Genomic DNA, 19,760 nt, shown 5'->3' with positions numbered 1-19,760 from the left:
GCAGGCCACTTCGCATTCGCCATGATCAGTCGGCAAGTCCCCAGCCTGCCACCCCCGGTTCTGCGCATATAAAAAAACCCGGCAAGCTTGCTTGCCGGGTTGTCTGATTCTCAGTCCGTAAAACGGAAAAGAATCAATTTACACGAATAGCACGTTAGGCTTGTGCAACTCTTCGGGAGTCAGGGTCACATTATGCAGCACCAAAGAGCCGGCAAAACCGCTGTCCTGAGCAAACGTCAGCTTCACATCCCCGCCAGCCTGCTCAGCACTGACCTTGCCCGACAAATCGGTATCCGCCGTTACCGCCAAGCCTTCCAGATGAATATGGTCTGCGCCCTTACCGAATCTCAACACCACTTTAGAAGCTGGATCAGACTTTTGTATATCATACTGCTCTGCTCGAGCCATCGTGGAATAGAAGGTTTTCACTGCAGCCGATACATTTTGAGCTTCGTCAACCTGATGCGTTAGATAACTGCCAAATACATGCGCAAAGGGCGGGATCAAAGGCGGGACTCCATCCCACTGAATGCCATTTGCGCTGTACCACAATGATGCATGCTCTTCCGCTACAAATTTAATACTGTTGCCCACAGCAAACGTGAAGCCTGGAGCATCGGGAGCCTGGGTATCAATCCTAAACGACCCGCTAATGGTATCCGACATATTTCCAGCCGCATCTTCCAAGCGCGCGCTAATTGTCACCAGCTCCCCATTAAATGCGCCATCATGAGCGGTATAAACATCCAGCTGCTTCGCGGCATCAAACGACTTGACAAACTTCGTCAAATCCACCCCAGTCACTTCCGCCCCAGCGTCCACACTGAAACCATAAGCGAAGTCTCCTCGTCCGCCAACAGACCGAATTCCTCCCAGATGCGGCGCGGTAGTATCTATCTTAGGCTGGATAATCGCCTCGCCCACGTTTCCGGCCGCATCCTTCAGGCTGGCACTAATAATCGGGGATTCGCCATCAAACGCTCCGTTCTTTGCGATGTAGACATCTAACTTGCCAGTACTGTCCACCACTTTGTCAAACTTATCCAGTGGCCCACGCACCTCCGCGCCCTTGGTCACGGTGAAGCCGCTGCTATAATCGCCCTTATGGGGAATAGCGTGCAATTCCACAACCGGAGGGGTGGTATCAAATTTGATCGATATTTCCGCCTGACCTACATTGCCAACCTTATCCTTTTGGCTCGCAGTGATCGTCACCTGCTCGCCATCAAATTCGCCTTTTTTCGCTTCATAATTATCCCAACTCCGGTAATCTGTCGTCATGACGAATTTTGTCAGATCCACCCCCGTCACTTTCGAACCAATCGTCACGGTAAAACCATGGCTAAAGCCCCCGCGCAGGCCCAAGGGAAACACACGCACATCCGGTGGAGTGGTATCCACCATGAATCGCTGAAACGCCTTGCTCTCGTTTCCAGCGGCATCAATCAGACTGGCGTTAGCCAATAAAATCTCGCCATTAAATGCATTATTTTTGGCAATGTAGAAATCGAGGCCGTCGTGGCTGCTCTTATCAAACTTAGCCAAGTCCACGCCAGTCACAGTCGCGCCCGCTGTTACCGAAAAGCCCTTGCTGTAATCCACCTGCCCGTCGATGTACAGCGCCCGGATATCCAGCAGAGGCGCGGACTTGACCAGCTCGAAAGCAAATTCGCCGCTCGACACGCCGTTGCCGCCCGCGTCGGTGTCGACTATTTCCACCGTATGCTTGCCTTCCGCCAGCTTGCTCGCGTCGTAACCATCCACTTTGACGCCATCCAACTTGACCACACGGCTCACACCATCCATTGCAGGACTAATATTCAGTGTTGCATCGTTGGTAATTTTGTCGCCCACGATACCGCTATCAACTGCCAAATCAACAGTTGGCTTAGCCAGTTTACTTGCCAAATACAGATCAAACTCATACTTCCCCGACACCGTATTACCAATCGGATCACTGTCATTCACTTCAATTACATAATGGCCATTTTTATCCAACCAGGCCGGATCATAATAGGGCAACTTATGACCATTCACTGAAATCTCTCGTATCACACCCGGCGCAAGCTGGCTAAACTCCAGCGCGGCATTATTAGTAACATTGTCACCAACAACCCCACTATCCACTTTCAATGCGATAGTCGGTGCCTCTGGCGCTCTCGTATCTATGAGAAAATCCACAGCACTACTCTTGCCAACATTCCCCGCAGCATCAATCAGACTTGCATTAACAGTTACCTTCTCATCACCCCAAAAAACACCTGGTTTTCCGACATAACTATCTCTACCATTTTGGGTAGTTTTGTCAAACTTACCCAGATCAATTACGGCACCATTCACAACAACAGCTACCACCGCGCCCTCTGTAACAGTAAAGCCTTTATGAATAAAGACCAAATCGTGATTAGGGCTAATTAAGTCAATATCGACTTGCGGCGGCGTTTTATCGATAACGATAGATTTCTCTGTCGTTGCAACGTTGCCAGCCTTGTCCGTGCTAGTTACAAAAACCTTGTATTCACCATCACTCAGTTCATTGACGCTAAGGTAATAACTCCCCTTACCATCGGCCTCCACTACCTTTCCATTGAATTCAACCGCAACCTTCGCAACATCCTTCGCAGTTTCAATCTGCAATGCAACCGGTGATTTGGCAGCCTCCGCATTCACCAGCTCATTAACAACAACCTTCGTATTGACCGGCGCGATATTGTCAATTACCAAACTTAACCCAATCGCATGGCCAATGTTGCCGAGCTTATCTGACCATGACGCATTCAAGCTCAATGTTTCGCCATCAAATACCCCATCCTTAGCGATGTAGGTGTCGATGCCGCCCTTGCTGGTCTTGTCGAACTTGGCCAAATCCACGCCAGTGACCACCGCGCCCGCACTGACCGTGAAGCCATGGCTGAAACCGCCCTCGCCCGCAATCGCCTTGAGCTCAACGGTTGGCACAGTCTTATCCAGCTCGAACGTGAACGCGCCGCTCGACGCGCTATTGCCGGCTGCATCGGTGTCGATCACCTCCACCGTATGCTTGCCTTGCGACAACTTGCTCTCGTCGTAACCATCCACCTTAACACCATCCAGCTTAACCACGCGACTTACGCCATCCTCCACCAGGCTGATGTCCAGCGTAGCGTCGTTCGTGACCTTGTCGCCTACCGCGCCGCTGTCCACCTTCAGCGCGATGGTCGGCTGCACCGGCGCGGTGCTGTCGATCTTCAGCTCGACGCCAACTTCTTTGCCTTCATTACCAGCCGCATCGGTCAGGCTTGCACCTAATTTCAGTATTTCATCACCCTTGAACGCACCCGCCTTGGCGATGTAGGTATCGATGCCGTCCTTGCTGGTCTTGTCGAACTTGGCCAAATCCACGCCAGTGACCACCGCGCCCGCATTGACCGTGAAGCCATGGCTGAAACCGCCCTCGCCCGCAATCGCCTTGAGCTCAACGGTCGGAGCAGTCTTGGCCAGTTCGAACGTGAACGCGCCGCTCGACACGCTGTTGCCGGCCGCGTCGGTGTCGACCACTTCCACCGTATGCTTGCCTTCCGCGAGCTTGCTCGCGTCGTAAGTATCCACCTTGACGCCATCCACCTTGACCACGCGGCTCACGCCATCCGCCGGGCTGATGACCAGCGCGGCGTCATTAGTGATCTTGTCTCCCGCAGCACCACTGTCGATCTTCAACGCGATAGTCGGCTGCGCCGGCGCGGTGCTGTCGATTTTCAACTCAACGCCAGCCACCTTGCCTTCATTGCCAGCCGCATCAGTCAGGCTTGCATCCAGCTTCAGCACCTCATCGCCCTTGAACGCTCCCGCTTTGGCGATGTAGGTATCGACGCCATCCTTGCTGCTCTTGTCGAACTTGGCCAAATCCACGCCAGTGACCACTGCGCCGGCATTAACCGTAAAGCCCTTGCTGAAACCGGCCTGTGCACCCAGCGCCTGAATTTCCACTACCGGAGCAGTTGTATCGATAGTGATCGTCTGGCTGCCAATGGAAGCATTGCCGGCCTTGTCGGCGCTGATTACTTCCACCTTGTAATCGCCATCGGCCAGCTTGCTGGCATCAATGCTATAAGCGCCCTTGCCATCCGCAACCAGTACCTGGCCATTGAATTTGACTACTACGGTCTCGGCATCACTCGCCGCCTTAACCTTCAACACCAACGGAGATTTCGCCGCCTCGGCTCCCACCAGGGCCGTGACGTCGATATGCGCTTTTTCAGGAGGAATGGCATCGCCGGCGATCGCCTTTTGGGACTCGGCGATCTTCTGGAAGTCTGCAGCCGCATCAATCGCTTTCATCTGTAAATCAACAGTCGCAGACTTCTCGCTGCCCGCATGCCGTTCAACCAAAGCCTTCAACGTCTGGTTCAGATCTTGTGGCAAATTAGACTTGATCGACACCACCACATCGGCCAACACCTTGTCAGCAGCGACAGAGCCTGCACCGACACCGGCAATGACCGTCGCCAACTTGACCGCAGCCTTATGCGCCTCAAGGTTCTTGGCCTCAATCGGGTCCTGGGTCAGTAAATCAGCATCGCCCTTCAAACCCAAGGCTTTTTGCACCAGGGCCTTCGCATCCTGGCTCGACATACCGTGCTCTGTGACCAGCTTGTGTACCAGCGTAGTCAGCGGGGTGACCATCACTTTGCCGGACTGGCCCGCCGGGGCGTACAGCTCCAAAGTATTGGCCGCACCGGTATCAACATTTACGCCACCCTTGATCTTAACCGCCAAACCATCAGGGTTGTTGATGCTGAAATTGCCCCTGTCGTCGGTTTTTTGCCCGGTGGCGATTTCCTTACCATTCCGATCCACCAGAAAAACATCGGCGCCCTTGATGTAGCCGTCGATAACGGTGCCTTTAAACTGAGCTGCAGGCTGCGGTGCTGGGCCTCCCCCATCGCCTCCCTTGCTGCCGCCACCGCCGCCTCCGCCACCACCTGCCGCTGCAGCTAGGCCACCCACCAACGCCGTGCCAAGCAGCCACGGCGAATAACCGGTTTTGCCTGCCACTGCCTCATGTGACACAGAAGCCGACTGATCAGCCTGCCCAGCATTGCTGACTACCGAAGAAGCAGATGATGCGTCGGCTTGAGACACGGTCTCATCTTGAGCAATCTGGACAGCTTGCTCATCCACCGCGACGCCTTTCACGTCCGTGCCAGTCTTGGCTATGGGATCTGCCTCCGCCAATAAAATTTTCTTCTTGACCTGCGTTTCCTGCTTGCCTGTCAACTTCTCAGCAGGCTGCTCCGCAACAATATTATTTTTCGTTTCTATAACACCAGAAGCACTGCGAGCCGGTGCCGATTTTTTTATAGCCATACTAGAACAACCCCTAAATAATTAATATTCATCACGAAATTTAGGGGCGAGCTGCCTTAGCGCTCACCCATGGAATCCGACAAAGTCTTGGTAAGAGGCTTTGTCAGGTATTGCAGGACTGTTCTCGTCCCTGTTTTTATATCAACCTGAGCAGTCATGCCCGGTTGCAATTCAATCAACCTCCCCTTAGCATTCAAAAAATTCTGTCTAGGTAAACTAATCTTCACCCGATAGAACAATTGATCGCCATGCTTGCCCTCTTCCATCAGGGTGTCGGCACTGATATAGCTCACCACCCCTTTGAATGCGCCATAAATACTGTAATCCCACGCATCAAACTTAACTGTGGCCGATAGACCCTTTTTTAGATATGCAATATCAGAGGGCTTGATCTTGACTTCTACCACAAGCTCATCTCCAGCCGGCACAATCGACAATAACTCTTCGCCAGGTTTCAATACTGCTCCAGGTGTAGTCATCCGAACACTCTTAATCACGCCATCGACTGGTGCGGATAAGCGGGTATTATTGAGCGCGTCCAGCCTTTGCGCCTTGATCTGCGATACAGAGGCCAAGTCCTCCTCCCCCTTAGACAGCTCCGTCTGGCTATCTTGCAAATACTTGTTTTTCCGATTGGTAATCTGCCCACTTAGCTCAGCTACCTGACGCTGCAGGCGGAGAATATCTGCCCTACTGACATCGCCCTGCTTCACCAATGGCAGATTCATATTTAATTCATTCTTGACTATGGCTAACGAGGATTGCAACGAACTCAACTCCTCGCGTATTGCCGCCTGCCGCTTGATGAACAAAATGCTCTGGTTGCGCTGAAACTCTGGATACCCTTTCACCTCAACCGGAAATTGCGGCTCGCCCCCGAACACCTCCGCTTTCAAACGAGCGATATTGGCATGCAGCGCTGCGGCTCTAGCCTCGCTTTCCTTAACCATCGACTCGGCCCTAGCTCGGTCCATTTCTGCCAAAATTTGGCCGCGCTTGACCCTATCGCCCTCTCGCACATACAGGTGCTGCATAGTGCCGCCATCAACTGCTTGCACGATTTGAGTGTGAGAGCTTGCGATTATTTGGCCCGGCCCGCGAGTAATCTGATCCAAAGGGGCATTCGCTGCCCAAACGCCAGCGCCAAGCACCGCTGCAGCACTGGCCCAAATCAGACGTCCGCCATGAGTGGAGGGCGATTTCAATGTTCGTTGTTGCTTGAGGAGATTCATGAAAATCAATTCGCTTCTACAGTTTGCTGTGCGCTGGCATTACCCTGCAGCTTGGCCAGAACAATATCTCGAGGACCATCCAGAACAACATTGCCATTCGCGACAACAATCAAGCGGTCAAACAGAGGCAGCAGACTTTGTTTATGCGTCACCACAATCATGGTGCGGCCGCTCCCCTGCTGCTTCAGCATGCTTAGTATTTTTCCTTCACTATTTCCATCCAGCGAAGCGGTGGGCTCGTCCAACAGCCAAACCCTGGCATTGGCCAGCAACAAACGCGTCAGACCGATCAATTGACGCTGCCCTCCGGATACGCCGCGCCCTCCTTCGCTGATCAGCAAAGCCAAACCCTTCGGACTAGCGTTGATCAATTGGATAAGTCCCGTGGCGCGACAAGCATCGAGAAGAACCTCATCGCCAGGATCAGCCAAACCCAAGGTCAGGTTTTCACGCAGGGTGCCGCCCACCAGACGATAGTCCTGAGCCAAGTAACCCAGATTGGCACGTACAAACCCCGGATTCAGATGGCGCATGTCCACACCGTCGAGGCGGACCTGCCCTTTTTGCGGCTCATACAAACCTGCCAGCAGCTTCAGGAGAGTTGATTTGCCGGAGCCGACTTCGCCGACGATTCCGACTTTGCAACCGGCATGGATGGACAGTGGCGCACGCAACGCCACATTCGCGACAGAGGACTCGGCATAGCCGAAACCCAGTTCATCCGACCAAATATCACCCGTGCAGAATTCAGGCGTGAGCTGCTCGCCGTCCTCCGGCGCATCCGCCGGCAAAGCCAGCATCTGGTCCAAGGTCTGCAGCGCAGACTTCGCCTGCGACCATTGCAGCAACAACGAAGGCAATTGCAGCAACGGACTTACCGCGCGGCCATTCAAGATTGAGCACGCCAGCAAAGCGCCCGTGGTGATATAGCCATCCATAGCCAGTACCGCCCCGATAGCGATCATCGCGACATAGCCGACACTCTGTAGCAGCGCGACGATATAGCTGACATTTGAGTTATGATTTTTCAGCTCCAAGTCATCCAGGGCGACTTGTTCGACCAAGTGGCGCCATTTGCCCAACAGCCGCCATTCACCGGCGCCCGCTTTGAGTGTCTCTCCTGCCTCTATCGCCTCAACCAGCACACCCATTTTGCGGTTGCTGTTGTGCAAGCTTTGCGCGCTCAGCCTCCTGACACGTTTGGCGGCATACAGGCCCAGCAGAATGCTGATCGCCACCACCACGATTGGAGCGATCACCGCCACGCCCCCCAATAAGGCAATCACCGCGATGAACAACAATCCAAACGGCAGATCGATAGCGAAAAACAACGTGGTCGACGTCATCAAGCCGCGGATGTAATCAAAGCCCCGTACCTGGGCCGCCAAAGTGCCAACCTGGGCTGGGCGCGCATCAAGGCGGCTGCCCAGCAACCGGCCAACCAACTGATTGGAAACCTCGCAATCCACTACTGCGCTGGCCTGATCAATGGCATGGCCGCGCAACCACTTGAGCACAAACTCGAACAATGCCGCCAATACCGCGCCAACCGTGAGCACCGTCAAGGTCGCCACGCCGGAGGTCGGAATCACCCGGTCGTATACTTGCATGCTGTAGATGGATACGATCAGCGAAATCAGGTTGACCAATGCTGTCGCCAGCATTGCATGGACCAATGTTTGGCGATGTTTCAGCACCGAGGCTTTGATCATGTCCCACGACAGGGCGCCCGCCCGGCTTTCCTGCTTGGGCAGAACAAAGCCTTGCAGGCTTCGCTGCTGCCCCTTGGCAATGGCTATTTGCTCTCCCAAACCATTCGCCACCACCAACCGTCCTTGGGCATCGAGCGCCTCAGCCACCCCCCAGCCTGATTGAGGATGGAAAACCAACGCAGGCAGACGGTCAGGAGTCAAAGCATCAAGCATCGCAGGCGCGCCGGGCTGTTCAAGCCTGCGCCATAGCTCCGACAGCTCCTCCCTCGCCCCGCTCGTCGGCAGACAAGTCTCTACCGCAAAAGTCACGCTGTGATGGTTGATCCGGTGTCGCTGCAAACGACAGAGATATAACAACGCTGCGCCAAGATTGTTCATTGCCGCTCCTTGCTTGCTTCGCCAAGACCAAATGCCCGCAGACGCAAGCGCCACCAAGCCTGTGATCGCTGTGTTTTCGCGTCGATAATGGAAAGGTCAGCCGCCACCGACTCGCGCACTGCGTTCAGCACGTCAAGCCAGCTTTTTCTCCCGGCGACAAACTGCCTGGCATAAGAAGCAGCCACCTCACGGGAAGAGGTTTGCAATTGTTCGTAGGATTGGATCCTCCCCAAGGCAGAGTCATAATCGGAAAAATCAGTGTCCAACATTTGCCGTAACTCCAACTCGGCGCTGCGCCGCGCATCCCTGGCGGCTTGGTAGTAGGCTTCCGAGGCCTTTACGCCGGAAAGACCGGACAAGCCCGCCCCTGGCTGCGCGGAAACTTGAAGGAATACGCCGGATCCCTTTCTGAACCCAGAAGCGTCATAGTCGTAGCGGACACTCACGACAGGAGATAGCTGCCCGCGCTTTACGCGGATCTCTGCGGCAGCGGCGGCGGCCTCCGCATCCAGCTTTGCCAAACCGGGCGAGCGCGCGATCGCTTTCTCACGCCAATCAACAGACGGGCTCTCCGCCACTTGCTGATCGGCGGAAGGAACCGGGAATGCGCTCAGATAATGGACTTGCGCGCCGGCCAACTGGACAAGCTGCGCATAAACATTGCGTTCGGCTGATTTGGCCTGCTGCAGATCGCCCTCTGCCTGCGACAGACGCGCCACGGCCAGCGTCAAATCCGCCTGCGCGCTCACCCCCTCCTTGACCCGCCTACTAATCTGGTCGCGCAGACGCTGATGTGCTTGCACGCTATCCATCAGCACCGCCTTGCGCTCCCGCTGGCGATGCCACTCATACCAGACAGAACTCAAGCGCACGCCCAGCTCAATAGCCACTTGATCCAGATTGCCTTGACTCGCGGTGTATTTCGCCTCTGCCTCATCAATGCCCGCATCAATCCGCCCGCCCGCGAAAATTGGCTGCTCAAGGGAAAACCGATTGACTGGCTCGGAACGGGAACGGTCCTGCGGGGTCACACTCTGAAAACTGGGCATGGGGTATCTCTGCCAGCGAGCAGCTTGACGCTCGCCGTCCGCGCCTTCGCGCTGGCTTTGCGCCATGGCTACTTGGGGATGGGAGTAAGAGGCGCGTCGTAACAGCTGCAGAAAATCGTTTGCCGCGGCGTGAGCCCATTGCCCTCCAAATGATAAGAAAAGCAAGACACACCACATCGGACGAGAGATGGCTGAAAGCAATCTCTTTAAATGGATAAGAAAATTCAAATTCATATGCAAATATTCTATGTATACAATATTCACATTATCATTGCAACATAAATTAACACTTAATTCACAAATTCAATGCCATACTCATGCCAATTCAACAATTGAAAAACCCGTGCCAAAGCGCGAAAATCGTTCGCGATGAGGCATACTGACGATCCATCAAGATTAATCGCATAGCCCAGCAGCGTTATGTCTTGTAGAGCTTTTCAGTTAGCATCCAAACCGACTCATCCAAGATCACACCTGCCATGATCCATATTCCTTTCGACCACAGTTACGCCCGCGACCTGCCCAACGCCTGGGCGCCGGTGCGGCCGGAAACGCCGCCGGCGCCGGAGCTGCTGTACTGGAACGCAGAGCTGGCAGACGAGCTGGGCCTGGAGACCGAACAAGCCAGCGAAGCCGAACTGGCGCGGCTGTTCTCCGGCGCGGACATCCCCGAAGGCGCGCAACCGATCGCCCAGGCCTACGCCGGCCACCAGTTCGGCGGCCTGTCGCCGTCGCTGGGCGACGGGCGCGCGCTGCTCTTGGGCGAAGTGACGGACCGCAACGGCCAACGGCGCGACATCGCACTGAAGGGCAGCGGCCAGACGCCGTTCTCGCGCCGCGGCGACGGCAAAGCCGCCGTCGGGCCGATGCTGAGGGAGTTGATCGTCGGCGAGGCGATGCAGGCGCTGGGCATCCCCACCACCCGCGCGCTGGCGGTAACGGCCACCGGCGAGCCGGTCTACCGCGAACGGCCGCTGCCCGGCGCGGTGCTGGCCCGCGTCGCGGCCAGCCATCTGCGCGTCGGCACCTTCCAGTACTTCGCCATCCGCGGCGAAACCGGCATGCTGAACAAACTGGCCGACTACACCATCGCCCGCCACTATCCGGAGCTGGCAGGACAGGACAGCCGCCACCTGGCGCTGCTGGCCGCCGTGGCGGAGCGCCAGGCGGCGCTGATCGCCCGCTGGATGCACGCCGGCTTCATCCATGGCGTGATGAACACCGACAATATGGCGTTGTCCGGCGAAACCATAGACTATGGCCCCTGCGCCTTCATGGACGCCCACTACCCCGGCACCGTGTTCAGCTCGATAGACCACCAGGGCCGCTATTCCTACGGCAACCAACCGGCCATCGCCCAATGGAACTTGGCCCGCTTCGCCGAAACCCTGCTGCCGTTGATCTCGCCGGAAGACCCGGCCGCCGCCGTGCCGGCCGCGACCGAAATCGTCGAAGGCTTCGAGGAGCAGTACCAGCGCCGCTGGCTGGAGCAGGCGCGCAGCAAGCTGGGCCTGGAGGGCGAGCGCGACGGCGATCAGGCGCTTGCCGACGACTGGCTGGTGCTGCTGGCCGCCCACGGCGTCGACCACACCCTGGCCTGGCGCTATCTGGCCGACGAGGCGGAGGGCAAGCCCGAACGGCTGACGTCCCTGTTCCCATCGCCGGACGCGCTGGCGCCGTGGCTCAAGCAATGGCACGCCCGCCACGTGCCGCGCACGCGCCGCCCGCCCGACATCGCCGCCGCGATGCGCCGCGAAAGCCCGCTCTACATTCCGCGCAACCATCTGGTGGAAGAAGCATTGGACGCCGCCAGCGAACGCGGCGACATGAAGCCTGCGCTGATACTATTGGAAGCGCTGCGCCACCCCTTCGCCGAGCGCGAGAGCCTGGAACGCTACGCGCTGCCGGCGGAACCGGAGCTGGTCGAGGGGTATAGGACGTTTTGCGGGACATAATAAAGAACTCGCCGCATACCTATAAAGAGCAAGCATTTATGCTTGCTCTTTTACTATAACCAGCAGTAAGCAACCGATCAGCCCCAAGTAAGAGAGGAGTGGAAATTATGGCTCATGAAGTCACCCTCAACCTTAGCGAAAAAATCATCCTACACAAAGACGTAGAATTTGAGATAAAACTTGATGGTGCCAAACTGGGAACGTTGCTGATCAGCAAAGGAAATATGGAATGGCTGCCCTCTGGGAATTCGATCAATAAAAAGCAAATGACTTGGAGGCGCTTCTCGGAGATCATGGAACAGGAAGGGAAACCAACCAGATCCAAAAAATAAAAAATATCAATTTCCCCTTACACGTTTTTCGCCATCACATAATCATCCATCACAAAACCATTGCCGATATCGGCCGCCACCTCCCCCCGCACGCGAAAACCGCGTTTTTCGTACACGGCGATGGCCTCGGCGTTGTGGCGGTTGACGGTCAGCATCAGCGTGGCGCAGCCCATCGCGCGGGCGGCGGCCTCCGCTTCATCCATCATCTTGCCGCCCAGCCCTCTTCCCCGCATCTCTTCCAATAGATACAACTGCTCCAGCTTCATCTCGCCGGGAAGCTCGGCCATCGCGTAGCTGCAATAGCCTACCGGCCGCCCCTCCACCCGCAGCAGGCGGAACCAGCGATCCGGCGCGTCCAGATAGTGGCTGAGCTTTTCCGGCGTGTAGCGGCCGGACACCATGTAGTCGATCTGCTCTCGGCTGATCATGCCGATGAAGTGCTTGCGCCAGATGGCGGCGCCCAGCGCGGCGACGGTTTCGAAATCGGCGGCAGTCAGGGGATTGAGGGTGAAGGAGGCATTCATCGACGCAAGCTCCTGGAAACGAATGGCATGACAGGGGACGCACTGCAGGATATGGCAGAAGCATTCTCGAATGGCCTGGCCAGGCTGTCCAGCGCCGCGCGCGGGCGACATTCCCTACGTAAACCATCATTGCGAAAATCCGATCCGCCGCGCATAAACAAGACAATGCCCGCCGACAAGGGAACCGTCCATGGCCGCCACCCTCAAGCTGTCGCAACTGATCAGCTCGCTCAGCTACGCGCTGGACATCACCGAAGGCCAGCCCGAGGGCCACTGCGTCCGCAGCTGCTGGATAGGCATGCATATCGGCCGCGCGCTGGGCCTGGCCCCGCAGGAGCTGTGGGACCTCTACTACGCCATCCTGCTGAAAGACCTGGGCTGCAGCAGCAACGCCGCCCGCATCTGCGAGCTGTACCTGACCGACGACCGCAGCTTCAAGCAGGACTTCAAGCAGGTGGGCGTCAGCCTGCCGCAGATGCTGGGCTTCGTGTTCAGCAATACCGGCACCCACGCCGCCGGCTGGCGCGAGCGCGCGGCCGCCATCGTCAACGTGCTGCGCCGCGGCAAGGAAATGGCGGACGAGCTGATCAACACCCGCTGCCACCGCGGCGCAGACATCGCCCGCCAGCTGCGCTTCAACGAAAACGTGGCCAACGGCATCCAGTACCTGGACGAGCATTGGGACGGCTCCGGCCGCCCGCTGGGCCTGCAGCGCGACGCCATCCCGCTGAACGCCCGCATCGCGCTGCTGGCCCAGGTGATAGACGTGTTCCACGTCACCCACGGCCGCCACGCGGCGCTGGACGAGGCGGTGCGCCGCGGCGGCGGCTGGTTCGATCCGGAGCTGGTGGCCGCCTTCCGCGGCGCCGGCCGCGACACGGCGTTCTGGCAGCGGCTGGAATCCGACGACATCGAACGCGCAGTGCTGGAGCTGGAGCCGGCCCAATGCACGGTGCCGCTGGACGACGACTACATGGACGAGATCGCCGAGGGCTTCGGCCAGGTAGTGGACTCCAAGAGCCCGTTCACCGCCGGCCACAGCCTGCGCGTCGGCCATTACGCCGACCGCATCGGCGAGGAGCTGGGCCTGAGTCCGCAGCGGCGGCGCTGGCTCAAGCGCGGCGCCTTGCTGCACGATGTGGGCAAGCTGGGCGTCAGCAACACCATACTGGACAAGCCCGGCAAGCTGACGCCGGAAGAGTGGGAGGCGGTGAAACTGCACGCAGGCCACACCGAGACCATACTCGGCCGCATCGAATCGTTCGCCGAGCTGGCCAAGGTCGCCGGCGCCCACCATGAGCGGCTGGACGGCAAAGGCTATCCGCGCGGCATCGCGGCCAGCGAGATCGCGCTGGAAACCCGCGTCATCACCACCGCCGACATCTTCGACGCCATCCATGCCGCCCGCCCCTACCATCCAGAGAATCCGGTGCCGAAGACGCTGGCCATCATGCGCGAAAACCTGGGCAGCGCGCTGGACCCGTCCTGCTTCGAGGCGCTGGAAGCCGTGCTGCGGGAAGAGGACGCGCTGGAAAGCGATGTCATCTGCCTGACCTGAGCCCGCCAATCTCCCTTCCGGCTTTCCGATGCGCGACAAACTAGACCGCCTCGCCGCCGACCTCAAGATGGATTCGCCTGAGCGGGAAACCCTGCGCCTGCGCTTCGGCCTCGCCTGCGCGCGGCGCGTCGCCCATCTGCTGGAAAACGAAGACGTGCGCGCCTGCCTGGACGGCCTGGAAAGCTACCTGAGGGGCGAGATGAGCCGCGACGCCCTGAACGCGCTTGCCGCCCGCGCGGCGGCGCTGGCCGGCGCCCATCCCGGCTCCCTCTCGCTGGACGGCTGCGGCCATGCGGCGGTCTCGGCCAGCTACGCGGCTGCCCGGGCCCTGGCCGGCCAGGCGCGGCAAGCGGCCGAATACGCGGCCTACGCCGCCGTCTACGGCCAGGGCGGCTACGGCGCGGCGATGGAGCCGGAGTCGTTCCAGCCTGAGTTTGCATGGCAGACGGCTTGCCTGGCCGAACTGGCGCGCGAGATGAGAATCGACTGACAATAGGCCTTTTCCCGCCGACCTGGCGCGGATGAACCGAGTGGCGTTCAAATCCAAAGCCCACTGGGCCTACACTGCGCGCCAACTGGAAGCCTGGCGCGACGACTTGACGACACCAGCCGACACCCTGGCGAGCCATCCCACTTTCGTCGCGGAAATGAGCGGCAGAGTCGTGGGCTTCGTCCAGCTGAACCCGCACGCCGCGCCATGGCGCCTGGAATCGCTGTCGGTGCTGCCGGAATGCATGGGCCTCGGCCTGGGCAAGGCGTTGCTGGTGCACGCGCTGGACATCGCCCGCGCTGCCGGCCAGACCGATATCGCGATAGCGCCGATCCCAACTCGCTGGGTTTTTACCTGTCCCGCGGCGCCCGCCTGCTGGCCGATGTCGCCGCGCCGATAGACGGCCAACCCCAGCGCGTCAGGCCACAATTGCTGCTGGCCACCTTGCCGCAGGCCTAACCGAGCCAAGAAATCAGGCGTACGCGTCGATGCCGCGCGCGGGAGCCCGCCCAACGGCAGACCCCTCGCCGGGGTGGCTGCCCCGCCAGTTCTGGTAATCCTTCCACGCCTGCCCCAGCCGCTGGCTGGCGCTGCTGTCGCCCTGCATCGGCGTCAGCTCCACCCCCAGGCGATGCAGGATGCGGAAGATGCCGTCCACGTCCTTCTGGCTGTGGAACTCCGGTTCCGCCGCCTCCGCGTTGCGCGCGCCTTGCTGCTCGACACGGGCCCATCTCTCGAATGCGGCCTGGTCGCCGGCCTGACCCAGGCTGTCGGTCGCGGCCGCCTTCACCCTGTCGTCGCCCTGCAGCGCCTGGTGCAACGCCTGCAAACGCTCCAGCACGCCCTGCCCTTGCTGATCGTTCCGCATCCGTCCCTCCACGCTGGACAGGTTGGCCATGCCGCCTATGGCCGAGTATTGCGGGGTAAGACCCTTCGCCTTCATGTCGGCCAACCAGCTCAGATCGCGCTTGTAGTAGACCATCGGATCCACCATCCCGCGTTGGGTCAGCGGCAACAACGATTCCGCGTCATCCTCGGACAACACGCCGCCAGCCCGCAGCAATTGGCTATATTGCTTGACCTGCTCCACCGACAAGCTTGCGATGTCGGTTCCCTTGATCAACTGCAGCATCGACAGGCTCATGCCGTACTGCGCCTGCGCCTGCAGCCCCGCCAGCGCTTCGGCCGCCTGTTTCGCCGGGCTGACAGGCGCTTGCTGCGGCAACTGCTCGCCCGCCACTTCCGTCGACGGCGTGGCCGGCGCCTTGAAAACCTGCTTGTCCGTCTCGTCCGCCGGCTTCAGATCGATGCCGAGCTTGTCGCCCGGATGCCGGAACTGCCACGTCCGATACGCCTGCAACGCTTGGCGAGCCCAAGCGCCATCTTCCAAATCGGAAGCTGGCGAAGGCAGCTCCATGCCTGCACGTTGCATGACCCGGCCTATCGATTCTGCGGTTTCCTGGTCTAAAACCAGCGCTTGACCGTTGGCCTCGGCCTTCTCGGCCGATCGCGCCCAGCGTTCCAGATTCAGCAGATCCTTCGCCTGCGACATGCCGCTCTCGGTGGCGGACTGCACGTCGTCCTCGCTCTGCAGGGCGTCGTGCAGCGCCGCCAGCTTCTCCAGCGTTTGCTGCGCCCTCTCGTATCCCTTGATCGCATAATCGGCAAAACGCAGCGACACCTCTCCCGACTTGACGCCGGCCACCTCGTCATCGCGCCGCTTGGAGAAAATATCCAGCGCGTTGACCTCGCCGGAGCCCCTCCAGCCTTTGTTCGCGATGTCGGAACGAATCACCGCGGCAGTCTCGCCGTCCATCTCGTCATTCGCGGCCAGAATCTCCGTCAGCGCGTACAAGTCGCGGCCGGACATGCTGCGCACATCGTATTGCTTCAGCAGTTGCAGCGTCCGGGTGCTCAAGCCGTAGCGCGATTCCGGCGAGCCGACGACGCGGCCGTTAAGATCCTGCAACGGGTCGGGCCTGCCGCCGCCCTCGTCCGCGACGCCCTGGACCCGGCCGGTGAAAACGGCGGCCGCTTGCGGCCGGAAGGAGATGGTCAAGCCATTATTCACAATCACGATTCTGTCCCTGAATATCCAACCACTTTTCATATCGGCCATTTCAATGCAATATTTAGTCAAAATTTAAACAAAATCAGCAATCCAGAAACCAAACAGCGCGCCAGCGCGCACTATTCACAAAACCGCTTGCAACCATGCACTTCATCTTCGACATAGACGGCACCCTCTGCTTCAACGGTTTCAGCATCAGCCCGGCCATTCAGGACGCGCTGGCCGAACTCGAACACCAGGGACACCGGATAGCCTTCGCCTCCGCCCGCCCTTACCGCGACATGCTGCCCTTGCTGGACGAGCGCTTCCACGGCGGCCTCTTCGTCGGCTCCAACGGCGCGATGACCTGGCGCCGGCGCACGCTGGTGGATCTCTCGCCGATTCCGGACGACACGCTGGAACAGCTGTTTGAACTGACCGAACGCCATGCCGCATCCTGGCTGGCGGATCTGGACTGGCATTATCACTACAGCGGCGACCCCGCCCACCCCTTCATGAGCCTGGTCGATCCGGGACGGCTGGCCCGCCACGTGGAACGCGGCGCAATCCGCCGGGCCGCGAAACTGCTGGTCACCGACTGCGAGGACAGCGACGGATTGCAACAGGCGCTGGCGCGGCGGTCCGATATCCGCATTCATCACCACTCGGACCAGCAGATCGTCGACATCACCGCCGCCGGCGTGGACAAGGCGGCCGCGCTGGCCCGCCACGGCATCGCGGCGGATGAAATGGTGTGTTTCGGCAACGACAGCAACGATATCCCGATGTTCGCCGTCGCCCGCCACGCGGTGCAGGTGGGCGAGCATACGCAACTCGGGACGCTGGCGACGGAACGGATCGCGCGGGGCGATGACACCGAGGAACAGTTGATCGCGACCATGCGCCGCCTGGGCGAGCGCTTCGCCGCCGCTTAGGATTCGGCCAGCGCGCCCAGGCTCGCGGCCGTCACCATGGCCAGCCCGGCCAGTTGCAGCGGTCCGGGCGTCTGGCCCAGCAGCGCGGCTCCGGCCAAGACTGCGACGGCCGGCTCCAGGCTCATCAGCACGCCGAACGAGGCCGCGCTCATCCGGCGCAGCGCGGCCAGCTCCAACAGATACGGCAGCACGGGCATCAGCAGAGACAATCCCGCCAGTCGCGGCAATGCGCCGGCATCAGGCAAGCCGCCGGCCAGGCAAACCGGCAAGGCGAGCAAGGCGGCCACCGGCAAAGCCAGGGCCACGCCGTCGTTGCCGCGGCAAAGATCGCCGGCCCGCCTGAGCAGCGCGATGTAAGCCGCCCAGCACGCCGCGCCCAGCAGCGCCCAGGCCAAGCCGACCGGATCCGCCGTCCAGCGCTCGCCATGCCGCGCCAGCGCCAGGATGCCGGCCAGCGCCAGCGACGGCCACCAGCCGCGCCTGGGCCCCTTGTCGGTTCGCCATGCCAGCAGCAGCGGCCCCAGCAGATTGATCGCCACCGCCAGCCCTTGGGGCAGCGTGAGAATGGCCGCGAAAAAGCTTCCCAGCATGCCGGCCATCGCCAGGCCCAGTCCGAGCAGCACCCGCCATGCGCCGCCAGGCAGCCGCGGCAGGGCCGGACGCCGCCACAGCGACAGCAGCGCGGCGGCGAACACCAGGCGCCAGGCTGTCGCGTGCAACGCGCCCAGCGTCTGCGTCGCGGATTGCGACAATGCCGCGCCGAACTGCACGCAGCACATGGACAAGACTGCCAATCCGGCGCCGGACAGCACGCGCGCCCTGTCGGGCCATCCTGTCGCCTCAATAGGTGACGAACTCACCGCGCAGCCTCCGCTTCATTTGCCGATGCTGCTCCGCCAGCTGCGGCGTCAGTCCCTCTCCGCCCAGATGCACCACCGCAGCGCCGCCCAGCTCCTCCCTGGCCAGGCCGACGACGGCATCGACGCCGCCTGCCTGCTCCCCGATCAGCCTGAGCAACACCAGCGCATGGCGCATGTCGTCGGTGATCAGGCCAATGCGGGCCGCCCGCGCCGCGTCCGGCCCGTTGACGCCTATCGACCAGCGCGCGCGGCGCAGCATCGCCGCATCGTTGGCGCCGTCGCCCATCGTCACCAGGCGGTCCGGACCGCCGGCGCGGCGCGCCAGGGTCAGCGCCAGCGCGGCCTTCGCGCGGTCGCCCACCATGGCGCAGGCCTCGACGATCCGGCCCAGCGCGGTGAAGGCGGGGCGGGCCGCCCTCTCGCCATGCGTGTAGGAAATGCCCAGCTCTTCGCGGTACAGGCGGCGAAACCGCTGCCGCAGCCGTTTCCTGCCGGCATCCGAAAAATGCCGCCTCCGCGTCGAGCCGTCCATCCACACCTCGGACTCGCGGTCTATCAGCTCGTAGGCCTCGCGCAGATAAGCCCTCACCCAAGCGATTTCGACATCCCAGCGGCCAAGCCGGCGCAGCAGCGCCTCAGCCTCCCGCAAAGGAAACGGCGAGCCCAGCAGCCGGCCAGGCGACAGCCAGCCGCACCGCTCGGCCACCGCCCGGTAAGGCTGCTGCGGCGCCGTGGTGATGCCCGCCCGCTGCCAGCCCATCTCGTCCAGCCGCAGCGCCATCTCGGCCGCGCCCGGCGTCTCCCGCGACCCCAGCGCCAATCGCTCCAGGTAAGCGTAATCGGCGCCGGCCGCCAGCAGCAGGGGCAAGGCGAAGATAGTGTCGGTGCCCTCCTGCGCCAGCGTGTAGCCGCCCTCGGGCCGCGTCTCGCGGCGCCTGGCGCCTCCCGGCCGCCGCGAGACCTCGGTATCGGCGCTGAAAGCCGCATAGCCCTCGGCGTACAGGATCTGGCCATACGACGGCTCGGCATCGATCCCGCCCGCCGGCGGCGCCAGGCAGGCGGACAACGCCTCGGCGATGAAATCCCCCAAGAACAGCGGCCCCTCCACATCGCTGGCCAATAGCCAGCCCCCGGGCAGGATGCCGGCCGCATCGGCCATCTTCCCCAGACTAGCCGCCGCCAAGCCGCCGATATCGTCAGTCTCCATCGCGTTTCCCCGATAGCCGGATGATGCTTCCGGTATAGGGAGGCGGCACGGGGCCGGCAACGGATTGCGGTTTGTCCTTACGCCCCGACAACACCGGCAGGCGAGTGCCCGCCGCTGGCCTTGCCGGCCGAA

The 19,760-nt window shown here is 60.4% G+C and carries 14 protein-coding genes; 6 read left to right on the top strand and 8 right to left on the bottom strand.

Annotated elements, in window-relative coordinates:
• Window positions 1-138 precede the first annotated feature (138 nt).
• Genes VL52_RS14690 through VL52_RS14675 form a run of 4 tightly spaced genes read right to left on the bottom strand, consistent with a single transcriptional unit; the run spans window position 139 to window position 9,951 of the window.
• Entirely contained in the window at window positions 139-5,346 is a 5,208-nt protein-coding gene (locus VL52_RS14690) for an Ig-like domain-containing protein (protein ID WP_046157719.1), read from the bottom strand.
• A 56-nt stretch (window positions 5,347-5,402) separates the two neighbouring features.
• Entirely contained in the window at window positions 5,403-6,578 is a 1,176-nt protein-coding gene (locus tag VL52_RS14685) for a beta-barrel domain-containing protein (RefSeq protein WP_046157738.1), read from the bottom strand.
• 5 nt (window positions 6,579-6,583) lie between these two features.
• Window positions 6,584-8,668 (bottom strand): ATP-binding cassette domain-containing protein, encoded by a 2,085-nt coding sequence (locus VL52_RS14680; RefSeq protein ID WP_052729314.1) that lies wholly within the window; start codon window positions 8,666-8,668, stop codon window positions 6,584-6,586.
• Complete coding sequence (locus VL52_RS14675) at window positions 8,665-9,951, bottom strand: TolC family protein (protein ID WP_046157718.1); 1,287 nt, start codon at window positions 9,949-9,951, stop codon at window positions 8,665-8,667. The genes VL52_RS14680 and VL52_RS14675 overlap by 4 nt, the downstream gene beginning before the upstream one ends.
• Window positions 9,952-10,196: 245 nt before the next feature.
• On the opposite strand from VL52_RS14675, the gene VL52_RS14670 reads away from it, so the two are divergent.
• Window positions 10,197-11,672 (top strand): protein adenylyltransferase SelO, encoded by a 1,476-nt coding sequence (locus VL52_RS14670; RefSeq protein ID WP_046157717.1) that lies wholly within the window; start codon window positions 10,197-10,199, stop codon window positions 11,670-11,672.
• Window positions 11,673-11,779: 107 nt separating this feature from the next.
• A complete protein-coding gene (locus VL52_RS14665) occupies window positions 11,780-12,004 on the top strand; it encodes a hypothetical protein (RefSeq protein WP_046157716.1) in 225 nt (74 codons plus the stop codon).
• 17 nt (window positions 12,005-12,021) lie between these two features.
• Here VL52_RS14665 and VL52_RS14660 read toward each other — a convergent pair whose 3' ends face one another.
• Window positions 12,022-12,528, bottom strand: coding sequence for a GNAT family N-acetyltransferase (locus VL52_RS14660; RefSeq protein WP_046157715.1), 507 nt, complete (start codon window positions 12,526-12,528; stop codon window positions 12,022-12,024).
• A 190-nt stretch (window positions 12,529-12,718) separates the two neighbouring features.
• On the opposite strand from VL52_RS14660, the gene VL52_RS14655 reads away from it, so the two are divergent.
• Genes VL52_RS14655 through VL52_RS14645 form a run of 3 tightly spaced genes read left to right on the top strand, consistent with a single transcriptional unit; the run spans window position 12,719 to window position 14,976 of the window.
• Entirely contained in the window at window positions 12,719-14,086 is a 1,368-nt protein-coding gene (locus tag VL52_RS14655; protein ID WP_046157714.1) for an HD-GYP domain-containing protein, read from the top strand.
• 28 nt (window positions 14,087-14,114) lie between these two features.
• The gene (locus VL52_RS14650; protein ID WP_046157713.1) at window positions 14,115-14,576 is read left to right on the top strand and encodes a hypothetical protein; all 462 of its coding nucleotides are present in this window, start codon (window positions 14,115-14,117) and stop codon (window positions 14,574-14,576) included.
• A 40-nt stretch (window positions 14,577-14,616) separates the two neighbouring features.
• Entirely contained in the window at window positions 14,617-14,976 is a 360-nt protein-coding gene (locus tag VL52_RS14645) for a GNAT family N-acetyltransferase (RefSeq protein WP_052729313.1), read from the top strand.
• A gap of 72 nt (window positions 14,977-15,048) precedes the next feature.
• Here the strand turns inward: VL52_RS14645 and VL52_RS14640 are convergent, their stop codons facing one another.
• Window positions 15,049-16,653 carry a hypothetical protein gene (locus tag VL52_RS14640; RefSeq protein WP_144410269.1) on the bottom strand — a complete coding sequence of 535 codons (1,605 nt, stop codon included), beginning with the start codon at window positions 16,651-16,653 and terminating at the stop codon, window positions 15,049-15,051.
• A 137-nt stretch (window positions 16,654-16,790) separates the two neighbouring features.
• On the opposite strand from VL52_RS14640, the gene VL52_RS14635 reads away from it, so the two are divergent.
• Window positions 16,791-17,561 (top strand): HAD-IIB family hydrolase, encoded by a 771-nt coding sequence (locus VL52_RS14635; RefSeq protein WP_046157711.1) that lies wholly within the window; start codon window positions 16,791-16,793, stop codon window positions 17,559-17,561.
• Here the strand turns inward: VL52_RS14635 and VL52_RS14630 are convergent.
• Both VL52_RS14630 and VL52_RS14625 read right to left on the bottom strand, forming a co-directional pair.
• Entirely contained in the window at window positions 17,558-18,355 is a 798-nt protein-coding gene (locus VL52_RS14630) for an EamA family transporter (protein ID WP_144410268.1), read from the bottom strand. The two genes, VL52_RS14635 and VL52_RS14630, sit on opposite strands and share 4 nt — an antisense overlap.
• A gap of 46 nt (window positions 18,356-18,401) precedes the next feature.
• The gene (locus tag VL52_RS14625) at window positions 18,402-19,628 is read right to left on the bottom strand and encodes a cation-translocating P-type ATPase (protein ID WP_046157710.1); all 1,227 of its coding nucleotides are present in this window, start codon (window positions 19,626-19,628) and stop codon (window positions 18,402-18,404) included.
• Window positions 19,629-19,760: the final 132 nt, after the last annotated feature.

It is taken from the genome of Chromobacterium vaccinii (genome assembly GCF_000971335.1).
In the GTDB taxonomy this organism is placed as follows: Bacteria; Pseudomonadota; Gammaproteobacteria; order Burkholderiales; family Chromobacteriaceae; genus Chromobacterium; species Chromobacterium vaccinii.
Note: the sequence above shows the minus strand (reverse complement) of the source record. Positions and strands in the feature narration are given on the sequence as shown.